The organism is Frigidibacter sp. SD6-1 (genome assembly GCF_030143255.1).
In the GTDB taxonomy this organism is placed as follows: domain Bacteria; phylum Pseudomonadota; class Alphaproteobacteria; order Rhodobacterales; family Rhodobacteraceae; genus TMP-24.
In genome coordinates this window covers 585,145-605,402 of record NZ_JARJNR010000001.1, presented here as the reverse complement: position 1 = coordinate 605,402, position 20,258 = coordinate 585,145, and the positions used below count along the sequence as shown (strand labels likewise).

At 68.3% G+C, this 20,258-nt stretch carries 19 protein-coding genes; 10 read left to right on the top strand and 9 right to left on the bottom strand.

Going from position 1 to position 20,258, the window contains the following annotated elements:
• Nucleotides 1-44: 44 nt before the first annotated feature.
• From P0645_RS02950 to dusB, 3 genes are read right to left on the bottom strand one after another with little or no spacing between them, the layout of a single operon-like run.
• Complete coding sequence (locus P0645_RS02950) at nt 45-1,409, bottom strand: response regulator (protein ID WP_284163066.1); 1,365 nt, start codon at nt 1,407-1,409, stop codon at nt 45-47.
• A gap of 1 nt (nt 1,410) precedes the next feature.
• Nucleotides 1,411-2,475, bottom strand: a complete 1,065-nt coding sequence (locus P0645_RS02945) for a two-component system sensor histidine kinase NtrB (protein ID WP_284163065.1) — start codon at nt 2,473-2,475, stop codon at nt 1,411-1,413.
• Nucleotides 2,475-3,473: a tRNA dihydrouridine synthase DusB gene (dusB, locus tag P0645_RS02940; protein WP_284163063.1), complete on the bottom strand. Its 999-nt coding sequence runs from the start codon at nt 3,471-3,473 to the stop codon at nt 2,475-2,477. Before dusB ends, P0645_RS02945 begins: the two co-directional genes overlap by 1 nt.
• A gap of 286 nt (nt 3,474-3,759) precedes the next feature.
• Here dusB and P0645_RS02935 point away from each other — a divergent pair, with 286 nt between their 5' ends.
• The 5 genes from P0645_RS02935 to P0645_RS02915 all read left to right on the top strand — a co-directional run bounded on the left by P0645_RS02935 (nt 3,760) and on the right by P0645_RS02915 (nt 7,840).
• Nucleotides 3,760-4,890 carry a bifunctional 2-C-methyl-D-erythritol 4-phosphate cytidylyltransferase/2-C-methyl-D-erythritol 2,4-cyclodiphosphate synthase gene (locus tag P0645_RS02935; protein ID WP_284163062.1) on the top strand — a complete coding sequence of 377 codons (1,131 nt, stop codon included), beginning with the start codon at nt 3,760-3,762 and terminating at the stop codon, nt 4,888-4,890.
• On the top strand, nt 4,887-5,381 hold the full coding sequence (locus P0645_RS02930) for a phosphatidylglycerophosphatase A family protein (RefSeq protein WP_284163061.1): 495 nt from the start codon (nt 4,887-4,889) through the stop codon (nt 5,379-5,381). The genes P0645_RS02935 and P0645_RS02930 overlap by 4 nt, the downstream gene beginning before the upstream one ends.
• 1 nt (nt 5,382) lies before the next feature.
• A complete protein-coding gene (locus P0645_RS02925) occupies nt 5,383-5,853 on the top strand; it encodes a CinA family protein (RefSeq protein WP_284163060.1) in 471 nt (156 codons plus the stop codon).
• A 166-nt stretch (nt 5,854-6,019) separates the two neighbouring features.
• Nucleotides 6,020-7,210, top strand: a complete 1,191-nt coding sequence (locus P0645_RS02920; protein WP_284163059.1) for an ammonium transporter — start codon at nt 6,020-6,022, stop codon at nt 7,208-7,210.
• A 150-nt stretch (nt 7,211-7,360) separates the two neighbouring features.
• On the top strand, nt 7,361-7,840 hold the full coding sequence (locus P0645_RS02915) for a hypothetical protein (RefSeq protein ID WP_284163058.1): 480 nt from the start codon (nt 7,361-7,363) through the stop codon (nt 7,838-7,840).
• A 139-nt stretch (nt 7,841-7,979) separates the two neighbouring features.
• Here P0645_RS02915 and aroB read toward each other — a convergent pair whose 3' ends face one another.
• Nucleotides 7,980-9,098 (bottom strand): 3-dehydroquinate synthase, encoded by a 1,119-nt coding sequence (aroB, locus tag P0645_RS02910; protein ID WP_284163057.1) that lies wholly within the window; start codon nt 9,096-9,098, stop codon nt 7,980-7,982.
• The gene (locus P0645_RS02905; RefSeq protein ID WP_284163056.1) at nt 9,082-9,639 is read right to left on the bottom strand and encodes a shikimate kinase; all 558 of its coding nucleotides are present in this window, start codon (nt 9,637-9,639) and stop codon (nt 9,082-9,084) included. Before P0645_RS02905 ends, aroB begins: the two co-directional genes overlap by 17 nt.
• A 186-nt stretch (nt 9,640-9,825) precedes the next feature.
• Here P0645_RS02905 and P0645_RS02900 point away from each other — a divergent pair, with 186 nt between their 5' ends.
• From P0645_RS02900 to P0645_RS02890, 3 genes are read left to right on the top strand one after another with little or no spacing between them, the layout of a single operon-like run.
• Nucleotides 9,826-9,966 (top strand): hypothetical protein, encoded by a 141-nt coding sequence (locus P0645_RS02900; RefSeq protein WP_284163055.1) that lies wholly within the window; start codon nt 9,826-9,828, stop codon nt 9,964-9,966.
• Entirely contained in the window at nt 9,950-11,548 is a 1,599-nt protein-coding gene (locus P0645_RS02895; protein ID WP_284163054.1) for a hypothetical protein, read from the top strand. The genes P0645_RS02900 and P0645_RS02895 overlap by 17 nt, the downstream gene beginning before the upstream one ends.
• 3 nt (nt 11,549-11,551) lie before the next feature.
• Nucleotides 11,552-12,529, top strand: a complete 978-nt coding sequence (locus tag P0645_RS02890; protein ID WP_284163053.1) for a site-specific tyrosine recombinase XerD — start codon at nt 11,552-11,554, stop codon at nt 12,527-12,529.
• A gap of 73 nt (nt 12,530-12,602) precedes the next feature.
• Here P0645_RS02890 and P0645_RS02885 read toward each other — a convergent pair whose 3' ends face one another.
• Nucleotides 12,603-13,145, bottom strand: a complete 543-nt coding sequence (locus P0645_RS02885; RefSeq protein WP_284163052.1) for an RSP_2648 family PIN domain-containing protein — start codon at nt 13,143-13,145, stop codon at nt 12,603-12,605.
• Nucleotides 13,142-14,341 carry an RSP_2647 family RNA methyltransferase gene (locus P0645_RS02880; protein WP_284163051.1) on the bottom strand — a complete coding sequence of 400 codons (1,200 nt, stop codon included), beginning with the start codon at nt 14,339-14,341 and terminating at the stop codon, nt 13,142-13,144. Before P0645_RS02880 ends, P0645_RS02885 begins: the two co-directional genes overlap by 4 nt.
• A gap of 157 nt (nt 14,342-14,498) precedes the next feature.
• Here P0645_RS02880 and edd point away from each other — a divergent pair, with 157 nt between their 5' ends.
• Nucleotides 14,499-16,304, top strand: coding sequence for a phosphogluconate dehydratase (edd, locus tag P0645_RS02875; protein WP_284163050.1), 1,806 nt, complete (start codon nt 14,499-14,501; stop codon nt 16,302-16,304).
• A gap of 98 nt (nt 16,305-16,402) precedes the next feature.
• Entirely contained in the window at nt 16,403-17,047 is a 645-nt protein-coding gene (gene eda / locus P0645_RS02870; RefSeq protein ID WP_284163049.1) for a bifunctional 4-hydroxy-2-oxoglutarate aldolase/2-dehydro-3-deoxy-phosphogluconate aldolase, read from the top strand.
• Nucleotides 17,048-17,118: 71 nt separating this feature from the next.
• Here eda and P0645_RS02865 read toward each other — a convergent pair whose 3' ends face one another.
• Together P0645_RS02865 and glnE are read right to left on the bottom strand one after the other, a co-directional pair.
• Nucleotides 17,119-17,397 carry a hypothetical protein gene (locus P0645_RS02865; RefSeq protein ID WP_284163048.1) on the bottom strand — a complete coding sequence of 93 codons (279 nt, stop codon included), beginning with the start codon at nt 17,395-17,397 and terminating at the stop codon, nt 17,119-17,121.
• A 28-nt stretch (nt 17,398-17,425) separates the two neighbouring features.
• A complete protein-coding gene (glnE, locus tag P0645_RS02860; RefSeq protein WP_284163047.1) occupies nt 17,426-20,215 on the bottom strand; it encodes a bifunctional [glutamate--ammonia ligase]-adenylyl-L-tyrosine phosphorylase/[glutamate--ammonia-ligase] adenylyltransferase in 2,790 nt (929 codons plus the stop codon).
• Nucleotides 20,216-20,258 lie beyond the last annotated feature (43 nt).

The window sequence follows — 20,258 nt, the reverse complement described above, 5'->3', positions numbered from 1 at the left end:
CTTTTCGAAGATGATGCCGATGCGCCACAGGTTCTGTTGCCCTTTTACATCAGCTTGCGCCGCCTTGTCACGCGGATATCGAGGTCGGTGATCTTCTTGCGCAAAGTATTGCGGTTGATGCCGAGAAGATCGGCACATCTGGCCTGATTGCCGCCGGTCGCGCCCAATGCGATTTCGATCAGCGGCACTTCGATTTCCCTCAGGATCCGATCGTACAGGCCCGGCGGCGGCAAGGCGCCGCCATGCAGGTCGAAATAGCGACTGAGGTGGCGGGCGACCGAGGCCGACAGCTTTTCACCCTCGGCCACCCGCGGCGGCTCTGCCGTCTGGCCGGTCAGCGCCGCTTCGACCTCGGCCCGGGTTATCTCTGCGCCAAGCGCCGTCACCGCGAGCCGCTTCACCGTGTTTTCCAGTTGCCGCACATTCCCCGGCCAGGGATAGGTGCGGATGAGTTCCGCTGCGTCGGGCGCAAACCGCTTTTCCCCAGCCCCGTCACGGGCGACACGCGCGAGGAAATGGTCTGCCAGCAGCGGGATATCCTCGACCCTTTCGCGCAAGGCAGGCACCGCGAGTGTCACGCCGCCCAGGCGGAAGTAGAGGTCCTTGCGCAACTGGCCACCCGCCAGCCGTTCGGCCAGATCGGCCTGCGATGTGGCCACGATACGCGGCCCCGGCTCGGGCAGGGCATCGAGCATCCGCACGATCCTTCCCTGCGCCTCGTCGTCGAAATCGGCGATCTCGTCGAAGACGAGCGTGCCGCCCCTCGCCTTGGCCAAAAGCGTCGACGGCCCGTCGATGGCCTTCATGTCGGCCATCTGCGCGGTCACGAAGGGCGCGGCACGGCGGTCCGAGAAATCGTGGATCGCGCGGGCGACCAGCGTCTTGCCGGTGCCGGATTCGCCGGTGATCAGAACGGCCAGATCGGCATTCATCACCTTGGCGACCAGCCGGTAAAGCGCCTGCATCGCCGCCGTCCGCCCGACAAGCGGCAGATCGCTTTCAATCTCGCGCGGCGCGGGCGGTACAGTCGCGGGGCCACGCCTCCGCTGCACGTCAAGCGCACGCGCGGCGCGTTTCATCAGGTCGGGCAGGTCGAACGGCTTGGGCAGATAGTCCCAGGCCTCGGCCTCGGCCGCCTGGATCGCCGTGACGATCGTATTCTGGGCCGAGATGATGATGACGGGCAGGCCGGGCCTTTGCCGCGCGATCTGAGGCAGAGCCTGCAGGCCGTTTCCGTCGGGCATGACCACGTCGGAGATGACCAGATCACCCTTCCCCTCCTCGACCCAGCGCATGAGCGTGACCATGGAAGAGGTCGCATGCACGCGGCAGCCAGCGCGGGTCAGCGCCTGCGTCAGGACCGTGCGGATCGTGCGGTCGTCATCGGCGACAAGGACGGTGCCGTCCATTTCAAGCCTCCTCCCGCGCTTTCGGCAGCGCTATGCGGAATGTGGTGCGGCCGGGCTGGCTGTCGACGCCGACCCAGCCTTCGTGATCGGCGATGATGCGCGAGACGAGCGCGAGGCCAAGGCCGGTGCCATTCTCGCGGCCCGAGACGAATGGGTCGAATATGTCATCGATCATGCCGGGCGGGATGCCCGGCCCGTCGTCGGTGATCTCGACCTGCAGAGGCAGCGCGCGACTGCCGTCCTCGCGCCTCAGCCGCAGGGTAAGGTCATAGAAGCTGCGGATGCGGATGGTGCCACCCCCGTCGCCCGCCGCTTCGGCGGCGTTCTTCAGGAGGTTCAGGAACACCTGCGTCAGCTGGTCGGGGTCGGCCCAGACCGGTGGCAGCGAAGGGTCGAACTCCTCGACAAAGCGCATGCTGGCGGCAAAGCCCAGTTCGGCAGAGCGGCGGGCGCGGTCAAGCACGTCGTGGATATTGACGGCGCGTCGGTCTGGCGGGCGCAGATGGCCGAACTGTTCGACCTGTTCCAGAAGCTTCACGATCCGCCGTGTCTCGCCCAGGATCAGATCGACCAGCTCGCGGTCGTCGGGCGAAAGGTTCATGCCCAGTAGCTGCGCCGCGCCGGAAATGCCGGCAAGCGGGTTCTTGATCTCATGCGCCAGCATGTCGGCCATGCCGATGGCAGACCGCGCCGATTTCTTCAGCCCCTGCGCGCGGCCAAGCCGGTCGGCAAACTCGCGCGGCGCGATGAGAAGGAGGATCGTGTCCGGCGCGCCCATGAGCGGCGCGGCCTGGAGATTGCATTGGACGGGCGCACGGTCGCCGGTGCCGACCTCGACATCGTTGATATGAAGGGTGGAATGGCCCTCGCGCATGCGGGCGAAGGCCTCTTCAAGGGGCGCGTCGATTGCCAGCCGGTCGAAGAGGGGCTGGCCCGCAAGCGACTTGGCCGAGGCATTCATGAATTCCTCTGCCGCCGGATTGACCCCGACGGTCAGCCCGTCCGCGCCGATCAGGAAGGCCGGAACCGGCAACGACGCCCAGAGCCTGTCGGGCGCCGGATCCATCAGGCGGCCTCGCGGGCGGGGGCGGCAGCAAATGCCTCGGCGATCAGCGCATGGACCTCCCCGGGCGTGAGTGCGACCATCATCCGTGCGCGAAGCCCTGGGTCGATGCGGGCTTCGTCGGCATACCAGCCGAGGTGCTTGCGCGCGACGCGCAGCCCCAGATCGCGGCCGTAGAAGGCGAGGATCGCCTCGTAATGCTCGGCGACGAGCGCCGCGCGGCGGGCGCCGTGTGGCATGTCGGGCGCGCGCGTGCCGTGGAGGGCATGGGCGACCTCGGCAAGCCGCCAGGGCGCGCCCTGCGCGCCGCGCCCGATCATCACGCCCGCCGCGCCCGAAAGGCGCAGCGCCTCGCGCGCGGCAGTGGAGGAGGTGATATCGCCATTGGCAATGACGGGAATACGGACCGCCTCGACCACCTCGCGGATCGCCGCCCAGTCGGCCTGCCCCTTGTAGAAGTCCTGCCGCGTGCGGCCATGAACGGTCAGCATCTGCACGCCCGCGCCTTCCGCCCGGCGGGCCAGTTCGGCGGCGTTCAGGCAGTCGCGGTCCCAGCCAAGGCGGCATTTGAGCGTGACGGGCAGATCGACGGCCTCGACTACTGCCTCGATCAATGTCAGCGCATGGTCGAGATCGCGCATCAAGGCCGAGCCCGAGGCCCCGCCGGTGACCTGCTTGGCCGGGCAACCCATGTTGATATCGATGATCCGCGCGCCCATGTCGGCCACCCGCCGCGCGGCTTCCGCCATCGCATGGGCTTCGCGGCCCGCAAGCTGCACGGAGGTCGGCAGCGCCCCGTCGCCGAGCCCCAGATCGGTGCGCGCCCTGGCGCGGACCGAGGGCGTATCGGTGATCATCTCGCCCGAGGCCACCATTTCGGAGACGAGAAGCCCCGCGCCGAAGCGCGCCACCATCCGCCGGAAGGGCAGATCGGTGATCCCGGCCATCGGCGCGAGGAAAACGGCCGGGTCGAGCGTCAGGCCAGCGAGGGCGATGGGCAAATGCCTAATCCTTGTGCAAACTCACCGCCTGATACTGTCTCCGGTTACGGGCGGCAATCAGATTGCGTGGATTTTCGCAGCCTTTTTCGCCCTGCCTGAAAATTAGGCATGTTCTTTGGCTGCTGCCGCGCGCCCGGGCAAACCGGCGTGATCCAATGGTGCGCCCGTTCCGGGCGCAAGACATCTCTCGGCGCGCGGGCAGAAGCCCGCGCCCCTCGGGCGGGCGCTTCTTGTCTGGCGGCGGGAGAGCGGCTAGACCCGGATGGAGAGGCAACGAGGGCAGCCGGTGGACGAGACGCTCGCGATCATCATCACCGCCGCGGGACGCGGAACGCGGGCGGGCGGCGAGGCGCCGAAGCAATGGCGGACGGTCGCGGGCAAGCCGGTCCTTGCCCATACGCTCGCCGCCTTCGAAGGCCTTGGCCGGATCCTCCTGACGCTTCATCCCGACGATATGCTGCGCGGGCTGGAACTGACCGGCGGCCGCGCGACGCTGATCGCGGGCGGCGAGACGCGCGCGGCATCGGTGCGAAACGCGCTGGAGGTGCTGGAGGGATCGCTTGTGACCCGGGTTCTCATTCATGACGGCGCCCGCCCCTTCCCCTCGCGGAGGATGCTGCAAGACGTCATCTCCGCGCTGGACCGGTCCGACGGCGCGGCCCCAGCCCTTGCCGTTAGCGACGCACTCTGGCGCGGCACGGCGGGGCTCGTCACCGGCCTTCAGCCCCGCGACGGGCTGTTCCGTGCCCAGACGCCGCAGGGCTTTCGCTTTCCGGCGATCCTTCAGGCCCATCGCGCCCATCCCGGCGGGGCGGCCGACGATGTGGAGGTGGCGCTTGCCCACGGCCTTTCTATTGCCATCGTCGAGGGCGAGGACGACAATTTCAAGATCACCTACCCGGCCGATTTCGTCCGGGCCGAACGGAAGGTTGCACCCATGGATGTGCGTCTGGGCAATGGCTATGACGTCCATGCCTTCACGGCGGGCGATCATGTCTGGCTGTGCGGGGTCAAGGTACCGCATGACCGGGCGCTTCTGGGCCATTCCGATGCGGATGTCGCCATGCATGCCCTGACCGACGCGATCTATGGCGCTTTGGCCGAGGGCGATATCGGGCGGCATTTCCCGCCCTCGGACCCTCAGTGGAAGGGGGCTGCATCAGAGATCTTCCTTGCCCATGCCGGGCGGCTGGCGGGTGAACGCGGCTACCGGATCGCCAATGCCGACGTGACGATCGTCTGCGAGCGGCCGAAGATCGGGCCGCATGCGGCGGCGATGCAGGAGCGGCTGGCGGCGATCCTCGGGGTCGAGGCGGGGCGGATCAGCGTGAAGGCCACCACATCGGAACGGCTGGGCTTCACCGGGCGCGAGGAAGGGATCGCCGCTTTGGCAACCGCAACATTGGTGTCGGCATGATCCGGCTTCTTGCCACGTTCTTCGGTCTTGGGCTGATGCGCCCCGCGCCCGGCACCTGGGGGTCGCTCGGCGCCGTGCTTCTGGGCTGGGCGATCGACAGGTATGCGGGTTTCCCGGGGCTCTTGCTGGCGACATGTGCTGTCACGTGGGCCGGCTTTGTCGTCTGCACGCAGCTCTTGGCCGACCGGCCAGGCGACGACCCGTCAGAAGTAGTGATCGACGAGGTGGCGGGCCAGTGGATCGCGCTCCTCCTGCCATCCCTCGCCTTCTGGGCGCGCGGCTGGGAGGGCTGGTTGCCCTGGCCCGCGCCGCTCGCGGCCTTCCTCTTCTTCCGGCTCTTCGACATCTGGAAACCCTGGCTGGTCGGGCGGGCGGATGCGCGCGGCGATGCGGCCGGGGTGATGATCGACGATCTCTGGGCCGGGCTCTTCGCGGGGCTTGCGACACTCGCGGCGGGCGTCCTTTGGCACGCGCCGCATCTGTGGTCCTGAGATGCGTCCTGCCGCCGTCACGCTTCTGGAAAGGGCCAGGGCCGCAGGGGCGGCCATTGCGACCGCCGAAAGCTGCACCGGCGGGATGATCGCGGCAGCGATCACTGACGTGGCAGGCTCGTCCGCGATCTTCGACCGGGGCTTCGTGACCTATTCGAACGCGGCCAAGCAGGCGATGCTGGGCGTCAGCGCCGCTACGCTCGATGCCCACGGCGCCGTCAGCGAGGAAGTGGCGCGCGAAATGGCCGAGGGGGCGCTTGCACGCTCTGGCGCCACACTTGCCGTTGCGGTCACCGGCATCGCCGGGCCGGGCGGGTCGGAGTTCAAGCCCGAAGGACGGGTCTGTTTCGGCCTCGCCGCCGCGGGGCGGGTGACGCGCACCGAAACCATCGACTTCGGCCCCTTGGGCCGCGCGCAGGTCCGGTCGCAGACCGTCGACCGTGCGCTGGCTCTCTTGCTCTCGGCACTCTGACTTTTCCGGGCGCCCGATCTTCCGGCACATGCCGCTCGGAGCCGCCCAATTTTCGGGCGTTCCGTAAACTGCCCCGGTTTTGAGCGTCCAGACCGCGCATGCCGCTTTCACGGGCAGCGGGATCCGGCTTTCTGCCGCTTGCAGATCAGTGCCGATCGGAGAAACCATGTCCGCCGCCGATACCGCCTTTGTCCTTTTCTCCACCGCGATGGTCCTGATGATGACCCTGCCGGGGCTGGCGCTCTTCTATGGCGGGCTCGTCCGGGCGCGGAACGTGCTGTCGGTCTTCATGCAGTGCTTCGCCATTGCAGCCCTGATGAGCGTCTTGTGGTTCGTGGCGGGCTACAGCATCGCCTTTGGCGGCACAGAGGGCAGCTGGGGCAGCCTCTGGGGCGGGCTGGCGCGCGCGGGCCTGTCGGGCGTCACGACCGAAACGCTGACCGGCGCCCTGCCGGAGATGGCCTTCTTCGCCTTCCAGATGACTTTCGCGATCATCACTCCTGCCCTCTTCCTTGGCGCCTTCGCCGAACGCGTGTCCTTCGCCTTCGTCATGGTCTTTTCCGCGCTCTGGATGCTTTTCGTCTATGCGCCGGTCGCCCACTGGATCTGGGGCAGCGGTTTTCTGGCCGATGGCGGGATATTTGGCGACATTGGCACGAAGGATTTCGCGGGCGGGATCGTGGTGCATGAGACGGCAGGCCTTGCTGCATTGCTTCTGGCCGTGATGATCGGCCCGCGCCGCAACCGCACCACGCCGCCCCATGCGCCGGGGCTTGTGGCGATCGGCGCGGGGCTGCTCTGGGTCGGCTGGTTCGGCTTCAACGGCGGCTCGGCGCTGGCCGCGAACGGTCAGGCGGCGATGGCGATCACGGTGACGCATCTCTCCGCCGCCGCCGCGTCGCTCAGCTGGGCGCTGTGGGAGCGGGTCAAGTTCGGCCGCGCCTCGCTTGTGGGCATCGTTACCGGCACGATTGCCGGCCTCGCCTCGATCACGCCTGCCTCGGGCTATGTCGGCCCCTGGGCTGCGCTGCTGATCGGCGGGATCGCGGGCATTCTCTGCCAGGAAGCGGTGGCGCTGATCCGCAACCGGCTGAAGATCGACGATACGCTCGATGTCTTCGCCGTCCATGGCGTCGGCGGCATCTTCGGCACGCTGATGATTGCGGCCCTTGGCGCGGGCAGCTGGACGGCACAGGCGGGCGCCCTGCTGATCGTCGGGGCCTGGACGCTTGGCGCGAGCTATGTGCTGGCGAAACTCACCGCGCTGGTCTTCCCGATGCGGGTCGATCAGGAGGCGGAATACAACGGCCTCGACCTCGCAAGCCATGGCGAGCGCGCCTACGACCTGAATTCCTGAGCCCCTGTATGGGGAGACTGGGCGGAGCCGGTGGCTCCGCCTTTTTTGCGATGTTGTGAAACCTTGTGATTCCGCAATGCGGACGGAGTGGGCGTTGACGATTTAGGTCTGATAGTCCAATCGCTATGGTGTTAAGCAGGGATCAGTGAAATGCCGCATCAAACCCCAAAAAGCATGACCGACGAGCTTGGAGCGTGGAACAACGGTGCCGGGATACCGCTTGAAACTTGGGCAGAATGCGAAGGCAACTACAAACTGGCAGTCGGTTACGCGGCTCTTTTGTGGCCGAGATTTGAAGCGGTAGGCAAGTACATACTTATCGAAGGCGTTGGCAAAGAAAACATCGAAAGCTTTGAAAACCAAGTAGGCTCTACGCCAAAAGGAGTTGAGTGGGTCCTCAACCATTGGCATTTGGCCGATCTACACATCCATGATGAGGACAACCTGTCTGCAGACAAACTGCTTTTCATCGGGAACATCGTGAAGGAAATGTGGGAGGCAAAGCTGCGAAACCAGTTTCCGGACCGGCCTTGCACGGTTGAGTTTTGCGTTCCAGATGACCTTGACGAGCTATGGGATTATCAAATTTCTTTTTGGCAGTCGGCTTGGGATGCTGACGAAGTAGAGTAGTTCAGGGCTCAAAGCGGACCCAGCGGTCTTGCGGCTTGGCTCTTTCTTCAGACCGGCGTCATACAAGCCGGGCGACCTCCTCGAGCATCGACCCGGGGAAGAGCAGCGTGACCGGCCGCAATAGACCCGGGCGGGATCGTCAGGTACGCGACCGGAGCGCCGCTTCCAGAACCGACTTCACCACCGCCATATCCACCCCGTCGGCCACGAAGGCCGCGCCGATGCCGCGGGCGAGGATGAAGCGCAGGCGGCCGTCGACCACCTTCTTGTCCTGTCCCATCAGCGCGATCAGCCCCTCGGCCCCGGGCAGATCGCCCGGAATGTCGGCAAGATCGCATTTCATGCCCATCGCCTTCAGATGCGCCCGGACCCGGCTTGGCGCCTCCTGCGGACACAGGCCAAGGCGCTGCGACAGTTCGAACGCCAGCGCGCAGCCGATCGCCACGCCTTCGCCATGCAGAAGCCGGTCGGAATAGCCGGTCGCGGCCTCGAGCGCGTGGCAGAAGGTATGGCCAAGATTGAGAAGCGCGCGCTCGCCCTCCTCGGTCTCGTCGCGCTCGACGATCCGCGCCTTCATCGTCACCGAATGGGTGACGGCCCGCTGCCGCGCGGCCAGATCGCCCTGCGCGGCGGATGGCCCATGACCCTCCAGCCAGTCGAAGAAGGCGGCATCGCCCAGAAGCCCGTATTTCACCACCTCGCCATAGCCCGCGAGGAAATCGCGGGGGGCGAGCGTTCCAAGAACATCTATGTCCGCCAAGACCAGCGACGGCTGATGAAAGGCGCCGATCAGGTTCTTGCCATGGGCCGAGTTGATGCCGGTCTTGCCGCCGACCGAACTGTCGACCTGCGCAAGCAGAGTCGTCGGTATTTGCACGAAGCGCACGCCGCGCCTGAGGACGGCGGACGCAAATCCGACCAGATCGCCGATGACGCCGCCCCCGAAAGCCACGACCACATCCTTGCGCTCGACCTTCTCGGACAAGAGCCATTCGACCGCGCGGCTGAACTCCGGCCAGCCCTTGGTCGCCTCGCCTGCCGGAAGGGCGAGCGCGGTCATGGCAATATCGCCCAGCCCCGACCGCAAGGCCTCAAGATGCAGCGGACCCACGGTCTCATCGGTGATGACCGCGACGCGTGGTCGCCGGAGGTGCGGGCGAATTTCCTCCCCCGCCCGCGCGATCAGCCCCGCGCCGATCCGCACGTCATAGGACCGGGCGCCGAGATCGACGTGTACCGTATCAGTGCTGCCGCTCATTCCGTTCCACCACATCGCCATGAAGGATGAGCGCCTTCAAGACCTTCGCGGCCATGTCGTCAACCGTCAAATCGGGCTCGGCCTCCACCACCACGCCCGCCAGCGCATAGGTGGGCGCCCGCGCGTCCAAGAGATCGCTCAGCGTGCGCTTGGGATCGGGTGTATGCAGAAGCGGGCGCGTCGTCTTGTGGCGGACGCGCTGCCACAGAAGCTCCAGATCGGCCTTCAGCCAGACCGCCGCGCCCTTCTCGGCAATGAGCGCCCGGTTGCGCTCCGCCAGGAACGCCCCGCCGCCGGTCGAGAGCACGCAAGGCGCGCCCGACAGGAGCCGTGCCAGCACTTCCGTCTCGCGGGCGCGGAAAAAGGCCTCGCCATCGCGGGCAAAGATCTCGGCCACGCTCATTTGCGCGGCGCGAACGATCTCCTCGTCGGAATCGAGGAACGGCACGCCCAGTGACCGCGCCAACGCATTGCCGACCGCGGTCTTTCCCGCACCCATCATGCCGATGAGAGCCACCGTATGTCTCAGCGCATAGGCCAATCCGCCCCCCATAGCGGCCGGTCGCGGCGGACAGGCGGCGATTTCCCGCTTTTCACGCCCGGCGCGCGGCTTTTTGCCCTCAATGGCGTGATCTCGCCGAAAAAGCCATATATAAAGTGCCCCGATATCCGCGCAGCCGCCGCCTCTTCGGGCGCCAGGTCAGGCGGCAAGAACAGGCAGGCTTACATGTTTCGCATCTTCAAGGCCCTCGTCACGCTGGCCATCGTCGGATTTCTCGGGCTTGTGGCCTTCGCCTATCTCGGCGATCTTTCGCCTGAGCAGGGGGACGTGGTGCAACCGGTCGAGCTGAATGTCGAAGGGAACTGAACGGGCGGCCCGGGCCCTGAGCCTCGGCCTGGCGATCTTCTGGGGGGCCGACGTCGCGCGCGGCGAAGGCGCCGATCCGGCGCCCCTGTCGGCCATCGACTGGCTGTCGCAATCGGTCGCAACGCCTGCCACCCTGCCCCGCGGGCCGATCGCCCAGCCGCAACCGCAGGGCGGGTCCGCCGCGCCGGTCGGCCTCGCGCCGCCGCCTGCCGGTGCAATCACCGTCACGCCGCTCAATCGCCAGGCGCCGGTCGCGCTCGGCCTCGTCAGTGCGGCCCGGTCCGGCCTGCCGCCCTCGCTCTGGGGCACGACGCCTTCGGCCGATCTAGCGCGCCTTCTCCGGGCAGAGCGGCCCGACACGCTGCCCGCCATGCGCGCGCTTCTTCATACGCTGCTCATCACCGAACTGTCGCCCCCCGCCGACGGCGATCCGCAGAACGCGCTTTTCCTCGCCCGGATCGACCGGCTTCTCGACCTCGGCGCACTGGAACCGGCACTCGCGATCCTCGAGCTGATGGCCAAGCCCGATCCCGAGAGCTTTCGCCGCTGGTTCGACGCCTCGCTTCTGGTGGGCGAGGAAGATCGGGCCTGCCGGGTGATGCGCGCCACGCCCGACATCGCGCCGACTTTTCCCGCCCGCATCTTCTGCCTCGCGCGCGGCGGCGACTGGAATGCCGCCGCGCTCGCGCTCAGGACCGGCGAGACGCTCGGCACCATCGACCCGGCCATGGCGGAGCTGCTTGCGCGCTTCCTCGACCCCGAGCTTGCCGACGGTGCCGAGGACCTGCCCCTGCCCGACCGGCCCTCGCCCCTCGTGCTTAGGATGATGGAGGCGATCGGCCAGCCGATGCCGACCGTCACCCTGCCGGTTGCCTTCGCCCAGGCTGACCTGCGCTCGAACAGCGGCTGGAAGGCGCGGATCGAGGCGGGCGAGCGGCTGGCGCGTGTCGGTGCGATCCCGCCCAACCGGCTGATGGGCCTTTATTCCGAACAGCGCGCCGCCGCCTCTGGCGGGGTATGGGAGAGGGTGAAGGCGGTTCAGGCGCTCGATCAGGCGCTTGCCGAGGGCGATCCGGCCGCGACGGAAGCCGCGCTTGAGGCCGCCTGGGCGCAGATGGTGCCGCTGGAACTGGAGGTGCCCTTCGCCGAACTCTTCGGCGTGCGGCTTGCAAGTGCCGGGCTCGAGGACGAGGCGGGTGCGCTCGCGTTCCGGGTGGCGCTTCTGTCACAGGCCTACGAGGCGCTCGCCAACCGCCGCGCGCCTGCGGACATGGCTGAACGGTTCCTGATCGGCGTGGCCCGGGGCGACACGACCGGCCTTACCCCGCCCGATCAGCTCGGCGTTGCCATCCAGCGTGCCTTTTCCGACCCGGAGCCGCCGCTGCCGCCCGGAATGGCCACGCTGCTTGCCGACAACAAGCTTGGCGAGGCGATCCTGAAGGCCATCGATGCGGTGACGCAAGGGGCGAGCGGCGATCTGAGGGATGTCACTGGCGGCCTTGCACTTCTGCGCAAGGTCGGGCTTGAGCAGGCAGCGCGGCAGGCGGCGCTTGACCTCCTCCTCCTCGAGCGGCGCGGCTGACCGATGGCGACTGATGCGGCCCTTGCCGGGCGCTGGATCAGCGCCTTCCTCGAAGGCCAGGCGGCCGAACGCGATGCGGCGCGCAACACGCTCCTTGCCTACGGGCGCGACCTGAAGGACTTCGCCGACTGGCTTTCGGCGCACGGCCTTGCGCTCGACACCGCCGATCAGGCCGCGGTCGAGGATTATCTCACCCGCTGCGACGCCGAGGGGCTGAGCCGCGCCACCCGCGCCCGGCGCCTGTCGGCGATCCGCCAATTGTACCGCTTCGCCTATGAAGAGGGCTGGCGCCCCGACAATCCCGCGCTGCGCCTTTCCGGCCCGGGCCGCGAGCGGCGGCTGCCGAAAAGCCTCACGCGCGATCAGGTGAACGCCCTCCTCGCGGCCGCCCAGGCGCGCGGACGCACGGCGGTGGAACGCCTGCGAAACCTGTGCCTGATGGAACTGCTCTATGCGACCGGCATGCGGGTCAGCGAGCTGGTCAGCCTGCCGGTGCAAGCCGCGCGGGGCGATCCTGCGATGCTGATGGTCAAGGGCAAAGGCGGCAAGGAACGGCTGGTGCCGCTCTCGCAGCCCGCGCGTGCGGCGCTTGCCGCCTGGCTTGCCACCCGCGACGCGGCCGAGGACGAGGCGCGCCTGGCCCGACGCGCCGCGCCCTCGCGCTTCCTCTTCCCGGCGGGCGGCGCCGACGGCCATCTCTCGCGCCAGGTCTTCCACCGGCTCCTGAAGGAGATCGCCATCGCGGCAGGCGTCTCCCCCGCCGAGGTCACCCCCCACCGGCTGCGCCACGCGTTCGCGACCCACCTCCTCGAAGGCGGCGCCGACCTCAGGGTGATCCAGACGCTCCTCGGCCATGCCGATATCGCCACGACCGAAATCTATACCCATGTGCTGGACGAACGACTGAAGGCCCTGGTCCTCGACCACCATCCGCTCGCGCGGTCCCCCGCGCCACCGCGCCGCCGAAAAGATACGGACTGACCGCCCCCTTCATCTTGGTCCAAATACCTGCGGGGGAGGCGCGCCTGAGCGCGCGCCGGGGGCGGCAGCCCCCCTACCCGGCCAGCCGCTTGCCAAGCTTCGGCAGCTTCGCCCGCTTCAATAGAGCACGCATCTCCTGACCCTCGCCCGACAGGCGCTCCGCCTCGGCCCGCACCCGTTCGCAGACCGCCGCCACCACGTCCGATGCCCTATCATGAAGCGACAGAAGCAGCTGATCGGGGTCGAGCCGCAAAAGCTCCTCCTCGGCAAGGATCTGGCGGGGGAAATCCGCCGCATTGAAGGTCACGATCGCCTCCGCCCCCCCGGCAATCGCAGCGGCCAGCACATGAATGTCCGCCGGATCGGGCAGCCACAACCGGCCGAGGAGCGCCGCCCCCGGCGCGACCGAGGCGCCCGGCCAGGCCGCCTTCAGCGCAGCGATCTCGCCGCGCGCCACCGCCTCGGCGCCCGGCCCCAGCTTCACCGTCGCCCGCGCCCATTCCTCGAGGATACGCTCCGACCAGAGCGGCCGATAGAGGCCTGCCGCCGCCGCACCGATCAGAATCTGCCTGAGCACGGTCGGATAAAGCACGCAGGCGTCGAGCAGCGCCTTCATCCGTCAAGCCGGAAGAAAAGCGCTTTCAGATAGCCGCTTTCGGCCAGTTGCGGCAGCATCGGGTGATCGGGACCGGCAAAGCCAGTGTGCAGAAGCTGAGCCCGACGCCCGCCCCGGCCGATGCCGCGCGCGGACGCATTACGGAATTGCGACAGATCCGCCGCATGCGAGCAGGAACAAAGCCCAAGATAGCCCCCCGGCGCCACCAGAGGTGCCGCAAGCCGCGCCACCCGTTCATAGGCACGCAAGCCCGCTTCCAGCGCCGGCTTCGACGGGGCAAAGGCCGGCGGGTCACAGATCACCAGATCGAACCGCGCGCCTTCTTCCGCCAGCGTCTCCATCACCGCGAAAGCATCACCCTTGCGGACCGAAAACCGCTCGCTGAAGCCCGAGGCAGAGGCGCCCCGCGCCGCCAGCTCCAGCGCCGCCGTCGAGGCATCGACCGACAGCGCGGAAACCGCCCCCCCGGCCAAGGCCGCCAGCGCAAAGCCACCGACATGGGAAAAGATATCCAGGACCCGCGCGCCCTGCGCCAGCCGCGCCGCAAAGCGGTGATTGTCGCGCTGGTCGAAGAACAGCCCGGTCTTCTGCCCGCCAAGGACATCGGCCATGTAGGTCGCGCCATTCATCGGCACCGCGACTGGCCCCGCGACCTCACCGCGCAGCAGAGCCGTCTCTTCGGCCAGCCCCTCAAGCCCCCGCGACCGCCCTGTGCCGTTCTTCACCACTGCCGTCACGCCCGTCACCCCGACGAGTGCCGCGACCAGCGGCTCGAGAAGGCTTTCCGCCCAGGCCGCGTTCGGCTGGACGACTGCGACATCCCCGAACCGGTCGATGATCACGCCGGGCAGTCCGTCGGCCTCGGCATGGACCAGCCGGTAGTAAGGCGCATCATAAAGCCGTGCGCGCAGGGCAAGCGCCCGTGCAATCCGCGCCGCGAACCAATCCTGATCGATCCGCGCGCCGGGATCGCGGTCAAGCATCCGCGCGATGATCTTCGACTTGGGATTGACCGTCACCAGCCCGAGTGGCCGCCGCTCGCCATCCTCCAGGACCGCCAGCGCACCGGGCGAGAGCGCCATCGTCCGCCGGTCGGTCACCAGCTCGTCAGCATAGACCCAGGGAAAACCGTGGCGAATGGCGCGCGCATCGGCCTTGGGCCGCAGCCGCACCGTGGCGAGCGTCGTCTCATCCATCGTGCATACCTCTTTTCGCCCCTCTACCCCGTCCCCCCCGCTTGCGAAAGGGCCGCATGCCTGCGACAGTTCCTGAGGATGGCGAAACGGCTGTTGTTAGCGCTAACAATCCATGTTATTGCGCTGCCGCCCCGCCCGCTGCCTATAGGAGAGCCCGATGAGCGTTAAACCCGCCCTCGCCGCCATCACCGAGAGGATCCGCGACCGCTCGCGCCCGACGCGCGAGGCCTATCTCGCCCGGATCGCATCGGCCGCCGCCGAAGGCCCGGCGCGCGCCCATCTTTCCTGCGGCAACCAGGCCCATGCCTATGCGGCCATGGGCGCGGACAAGGAGGCGCTCGCCGCCGCGCGCGCCCCGAACCTCGGCATCGTCACCGCCTACAATGACATGCTGTCCGCCCACCAGCCCTATGAGCACTACCCCGACCTGATCCGCGCCGCCGCCCGCCGCGCAGGCGCCACCGCGCAGGTGGCGGGCGGCGTGCCCTCGATGTGCGACGGCGTCACGCAAGGCCGCGCGGGAATGGAACTCTCGCTCTTCTCGCGCGATGTGATCGCGCTCTCGGCGGGGGTTGCACTTTCGCACAACACCTTCGATGCCGCTCTCTTCCTCGGCATATGCGACAAGATCGTGCCGGGCCTCGTGATGGCTGCGGCGACCTTCGGCCATCTGCCTGCGGTCTTCGTGCCCTCGGGACCGATGGCCTCGGGCCTGCCGAACGATGAAAAGTCCAAGGTCCGCCAGCAATTCGCGGCCGGAGAGGTTGGGCGTGACGCGCTGATGGCGGCCGAGATGGCCTCCTACCATGGCCCCGGCACCTGCACCTTTTACGGGACCGCAAACACCAACCAGATGCTGATGGAGTTCATGGGCCTCCATCTGCCGGGGTCGAGCTTCGTCGCCCCCGGAACCCCCCTGCGCGAGGCGCTGACGGTGGCGGCGGTCGAACGCGCCGCCGCGATCACCCGGCTCGGCAACGATTTCCGGCCCGCGGGCCACGTGCTTGACGAAAAGGCCTTCGTCAACGGGCTCGTCGGGCTGATGGCGACGGGCGGCTCGACGAACCTCGTCCTCCACCTGCCAGCGATGGCGCGGGCGGCCGGCATCCTTCTCGATCTCGACGATTTCTCGGCAATCTCGGCCCTCGTGCCGCTGATGGCCAAAGTCTATCCCAACGGCCTGGCCGACGTGAACCATTTTCACGCGGCGGGCGGGCTGCCTTTCATGATCGGCCAGCTTCTGGATGCGGGTCTCCTGCATGAGGATGTGGTGACGGTCGCGGGCGACGGGCTTGCGCGCTACGCAAGCGAGCCGAAACTCTCGGGCGGCAGGCTCGCCTGGGTCGACGGCCCGGCGACGAGCCTCAACGACCGCATCCTGCGTCCTGTCACCGATGCCTTCCAGGCTTCGGGCGGACTGAAGGAACTGAAGGGCAATCTCGGGCGCGGCGTGATCAAGATTTCCGCCGTCGCGCCAGAGCGCCATCTGATCGAGGCCCCGGCCCGGGTCTTTTCCAGCCAGGAACAGGTGAAGGCCGCGTTCCAGCGCGGCGAGTTCACCTCTGACACGGTTGTCGTCGTCCGCTTCCAGGGTCCCCGCGCCAACGGCATGCCGGAACTCCATTCGCTGACGCCCACCCTCGCCGTCCTGCAGGATCGCGGGCTGAAGGTGGCGCTCGTCACCGATGGCCGGATGTCGGGCGCATCCGGCAAGGTGCCCGCCGCGATCCATGTCAGCCCCGAGGCCGCTTGCGGCGGTCCGCTGGCCTATCTGCGCGACGGCGACCTGGTCCGCCTCGACGCCGCCACTGGCACGATCGAGGCGCTGGTGCCCGACCTGATGGCACGCGCCCCCGCAACCGCCGACCTGACCGCCAACCAGCATGGAACCGGGCGCGAACTGTTCGCCGCCTTCCGCGCCCATGTCGGCCCGGCCGAGACCGGCGCCGCGCTCGTCGTCTGAGACCCGCCCACGACCGGGGGCCCAAAGCCCCTTTCACTGTGGCAGAAATATCCCCGCCGGAGGCTTCCGCCGCTTCCCCCCGCGAAAGGCCAAAGAAGATGACCCCCGCCCAGCAAAGCCTGAAAGCCGCCGAGATTTGCGCGCTTGCCCCCATCGTCCCGGTCCTGGTGATCGAGGACGTCTCCCGCGCCGAAGGGCTCGCCCGCGCGCTTGTCGCAGGCGGCCTGCCCGCCCTGGAAGTGACCCTGCGAACCCCTGCGGCGCTCGAGGCGATCCAGATCATGGCCGACGTGGAAGGCGGCGTCGTCGGCGCGGGCACGCTCCTCACCCCCGCCGACGTGAAGGCGGCGAAGAAGGCCGGCGCGCGCTTCGGTGTCTCGCCCGGCGCGACCGACAGCCTTCTGAAGGCCTGTGAGGACGAGGGCCTGCCCCTTCTCCCCGGTGCCGTCACCGCGACCGAAGTGATGGGCCTTCTGGAGAAAGGCTATACGGTGCAGAAATTCTTCCCGGCGGAGACATCGGGCGGCGCGGCCGCGATCAGGGCACTCGGCGGGCCGATCCCGCAGGTGCGCTTCTGCCCGACCGGCGGGATTTCGATGAAGAATGTGGGTGACTATCTGAAGCTGAAGAACATCCTGTGCTGCGGCGGCAGCTGGGTTGCGCCCGCCGACGCGGTCATGTCAGGCGACTGGGCGCGGATCGAGGCGCTGGCGCGCGAGGCCGCAGCCCTGCCCCGCGCCTGACGGGTCAGGCGCGCGCAAATTTCTTCTCAAGAAATTTGCCAAAATCCTTTGAAAGGATTTTGGTCCCGGCCCTACCGTTCCGCCGACCGCATCCGGCCCGCGCGCCCGCCACGCCGTGACGCCTGCGGCGGCGCCTTCAGCCCCTCTTCCAGCACAAGCGACATCGGATGGTCCGGCCGGTCGAGCGCATAGGTCGCGATCATCACCCGCGCCGCCTCGGCCGGTTCCACCCCGGCCTTGAGGCTCAGAAGCCAGTCGAGGAAGATCGACCGGCATTCCCCGGCCGTGATCCCCTCGATCGCATAGCTTTCCCGGATCAGACCCTTGGGGTCGGCCAAATTCAGCTCCATGATCTTCCTCGCCATCCGACAGGGCCTTTCACTGACCGGACTCCCGCCGGTTCAATCCTCGCGCCACGATTTCGGCAGTGCGCGCGACATGGCCCGACAATTCCGACCTGAGCCCGTCGAGTGACGACATTTGCGTTTCGCGCAAGAGAAACGCCCGCCCGCCCGCGCCCACCGCCTCCATGTCGAGCGGCCTTTCGGTCAGAAGCCTGCCGCCCGCCTGCAGCCGCCAGAAGAATCGGTAGGCGGCCTGCAAGGCCTCCTCGTCGGCGGCGGGGATCAGGCCCGCGCGGCGACCAGCCCGCAATTGTGCCTCGGTCCGCCGCGCGGGATCGGCGGCCCTCAGGGCGGCCGACTGGGCGAGAAGCTCGATATCCTGCAAGCGCCCCGGGCCGATCTTCGCCTCCCATTCGCCGTCAGGCGCCTTCGCGGCGAAAATCCGGTCCCGCATCTCGGCGGTGTCGGGCAGGATAGTCTCTCCGCCGGCTTTCGCGGCCAGAACCTCGCGGCGGATCGCCTCTATCTCCGCCGCCAGATCCTCCGGCCCGGCGACGGGCCGGGCGCGGGTCAGCGCGAGATGTTCCCAGGTCCAGGCCTCGGTCATCTGGTAATCGCGGAAGGCCGCAAGCGAGACGGCGACCGGCCCCTGCCGCCCCGACGGACGCAGCCGCATGTCGACCTCGTAGAGCCGCCCCTCGGCCATCGGCGCGGTCAGCGCCGTCACGAAAGCCTGCGTCAGCCGCGCATAATAGGCCCGCGCGGCGAGCGGGCGCGGCCCGTCGGACGCCTCCTGCCCCAGATCATCGTAGATCATCAGCAGATCGAGATCAGAGGCGGCATTCAGCCGTTCCGCCCCGAGCGAACCCATGCCGAGCACCACCGCACCGCGCCCCGGCGGCGCGCCATGCTTGCGTGAAAACTCGGCCACGACGGGCGCCCAAACCGCCCGCACCGCCGCCCCGGCCAGGTCGGCATATTGCCGCCCGGCCTCGCTCGCGTCGATCAGGCCGCGCAGATGGTGGACGCCGATGCGGAAATGCCATTCCTTCACCCAGCGCCGGGCGGCATCGAGCTTGCGCTCGTAATCGGGCTCGGACGCGAGGTCGTCGGACAGAAGCGCGGCCAGCGCACCCGACCCCGGCCATGGCGCGAAGAAGGACCCGCCGATCACCGCGTCGAGCACGCCCGAATTGCGGGACAGATAGGCGGCGAGGCCCGGCGCGGTGCCGCAGATATCGACGATGAGGTCGATGAGCTGCTCGTTCGCCTCGAAGAGCGAGAAAAGCTGTACCCCGGCCGGCAGTCCCTTCAGGAACCCGTCGAACTGATTGAGCGCCTCGGCCGGATTGGCCGAGGCGCCGAGGCGGCGCAGGATTTCCGGCTGGAGCCGCTTGAATATCCGCACCGCGCGTTCGGACCTCAGCGCCGGATAGGCGCGCCAGCCATCGACGGTCGCGCGCATGTCCGGCGTGATCTCGGGCCCCTCGCGCCGCGCCTCTCCCGGCGCGAAGAAGCCCTCTGTCAGCTCCGCCACCCGTTCGAACCGCGCCTTGAGGCTGGCGCGGAAGGCCGCTGTATCGCCCTCCCCGCACATCCGCGCGATCCGCTCGATCCCGTCGGCCGTCACCGGCAGCTCGTGGGTCTGGGCATCCTGCACCATCTGCACGCGATGCTCGATATCGCGCAGCGCCCGGTAATGTTCTGTCAGTTCCTCCGCTGCCTCCGGCGTCACCCAGCCCTTGGCGGTAAGCGCCGCAAGCCCCGGCACCGTGCCGCGCTGCCTGAGGTCGGGGTCACGTCCGCCCGCGATCAGCTGCCGGGTCTGGGTGAAGAACTCGATCTCGCGGATGCCACCGACGCCGAGCTTGATGTCATGGCCTTCCAGCACCACCGGCCCGTGCAGGCCCTTATGGTCGCGGATACGGAGCCGCATGTCATGGGCATCCTGGATCGCCGCGAAATCGAGATGGCGGCGCCAGACGAACGGAGTGAGCGCCACGAGGAACCGCTCGCCCGCCGCCAGATCGCCGCCCGCGGGCCGCGCCTTTATGAAGGCAGCGCGCTCCCATGTCCGGCCCTGGGCCTCGTAATAGCTCTCCGCCGCCGACATCGAGATACAGACCGGCGTGACCGAGGCATCGGGGCGGAGCCTCAGGTCGGTGCGGAAGACATAGCCTTCGGCTGTGAGGTCGCTGAGAAGCGCGGTCATCCGCCGCACCACGCGGATGAAGGAGGCGCGCGCCTCCTGCACGTCGTCCGCGTCGAAGCGGCTGTCGTCGAAAAGGCAGATGAGGTCGATGTCGGAGGAATAGTTCAGCTCCCCCGCCCCCATCTTGCCCATGGCGAGCGCCACCATGCCGCCGGCCCTTTCGGCATCCTCGGGCACCGCCCCGGGCAGCCGCCCGCGCCGGATTTCGTCCGCCACCAGGGCGCGGAGCGAGAGCGTGACCGCTCGGTCCGCCAAAGCGGTCAGCGCGCCCGTGACCTCTTCGAGCGTCCAGACCCCGCCCAGATCGGCGAGCCCGGCAAGAAGCGCGACCCGGCGCTTGGTGCGGCGAAGAAGCGGGCCGAGCGCCTCGCTGCCCTCTGTCGCGCCATCGGCGAGCGCCCGAGCAAGCGCCGACTCGGGATCGTCGAGCGCAGCCTCCAGCCAGTCCGCTTCCCGCTCCATCAGCCCGGCAAGATAGGGGCTGCAGCCGGCGGTCCCGACAAGCAGCTCCTGCAGCGACGGCTCGAGCGCCGCGAACCGCGCGGCGATGTCCGCGCCGCGGTCGGGCTCATGGGGGATCGGGCAACGGGTCAGGCGCGCGGCGAAGCTCATGCGCCGACCCTAGGCGGGCGCAGGTCTCGCTTCAACCCGTCCG

Excerpts from the sequence above, each read along its gene's own strand:
- eda (WP_284163049.1), top strand. The coding sequence starts at position 16,403 with ATGACCCCCGCCCAGCAAAGCCTGAAAGCCGCCGAGATTTGCGCGCTT.
- P0645_RS02890 (WP_284163053.1), top strand. The coding sequence starts at position 11,552 with ATGGCGACTGATGCGGCCCTTGCCGGGCGCTGGATCAGCGCCTTCCTC.
- P0645_RS02865 (WP_284163048.1), bottom strand. The coding sequence starts at position 17,397 with ATGGAGCTGAATTTGGCCGACCCCAAGGGTCTGATCCGGGAAAGCTAT.
- P0645_RS02945 (WP_284163065.1), bottom strand. The coding sequence starts at position 2,475 with ATGGATCCGGCGCCCGACAGGCTCTGGGCGTCGTTGCCGGTTCCGGCC.
- P0645_RS02930 (WP_284163061.1), top strand. The coding sequence starts at position 4,887 with ATGATCCGGCTTCTTGCCACGTTCTTCGGTCTTGGGCTGATGCGCCCC.
- P0645_RS02900 (WP_284163055.1), top strand. The coding sequence starts at position 9,826 with ATGTTTCGCATCTTCAAGGCCCTCGTCACGCTGGCCATCGTCGGATTT.
- P0645_RS02950 (WP_284163066.1), bottom strand. The coding sequence starts at position 1,409 with ATGGACGGCACCGTCCTTGTCGCCGATGACGACCGCACGATCCGCACG.
- glnE (WP_284163047.1), bottom strand. The coding sequence starts at position 20,215 with ATGAGCTTCGCCGCGCGCCTGACCCGTTGCCCGATCCCCCATGAGCCC.
- P0645_RS02920 (WP_284163059.1), top strand. The coding sequence starts at position 6,020 with ATGTCCGCCGCCGATACCGCCTTTGTCCTTTTCTCCACCGCGATGGTC.
- P0645_RS02915 (WP_284163058.1), top strand. The coding sequence starts at position 7,361 with ATGCCGCATCAAACCCCAAAAAGCATGACCGACGAGCTTGGAGCGTGG.
- aroB (WP_284163057.1), bottom strand. The coding sequence starts at position 9,098 with ATGAGCGGCAGCACTGATACGGTACACGTCGATCTCGGCGCCCGGTCC.
- P0645_RS02885 (WP_284163052.1), bottom strand. The coding sequence starts at position 13,145 with ATGAAGGCGCTGCTCGACGCCTGCGTGCTTTATCCGACCGTGCTCAGG.
- edd (WP_284163050.1), top strand. The coding sequence starts at position 14,499 with ATGAGCGTTAAACCCGCCCTCGCCGCCATCACCGAGAGGATCCGCGAC.
- P0645_RS02880 (WP_284163051.1), bottom strand. The coding sequence starts at position 14,341 with ATGGATGAGACGACGCTCGCCACGGTGCGGCTGCGGCCCAAGGCCGAT.
- P0645_RS02925 (WP_284163060.1), top strand. The coding sequence starts at position 5,383 with ATGCGTCCTGCCGCCGTCACGCTTCTGGAAAGGGCCAGGGCCGCAGGG.
- P0645_RS02895 (WP_284163054.1), top strand. The coding sequence starts at position 9,950 with ATGTCGAAGGGAACTGAACGGGCGGCCCGGGCCCTGAGCCTCGGCCTG.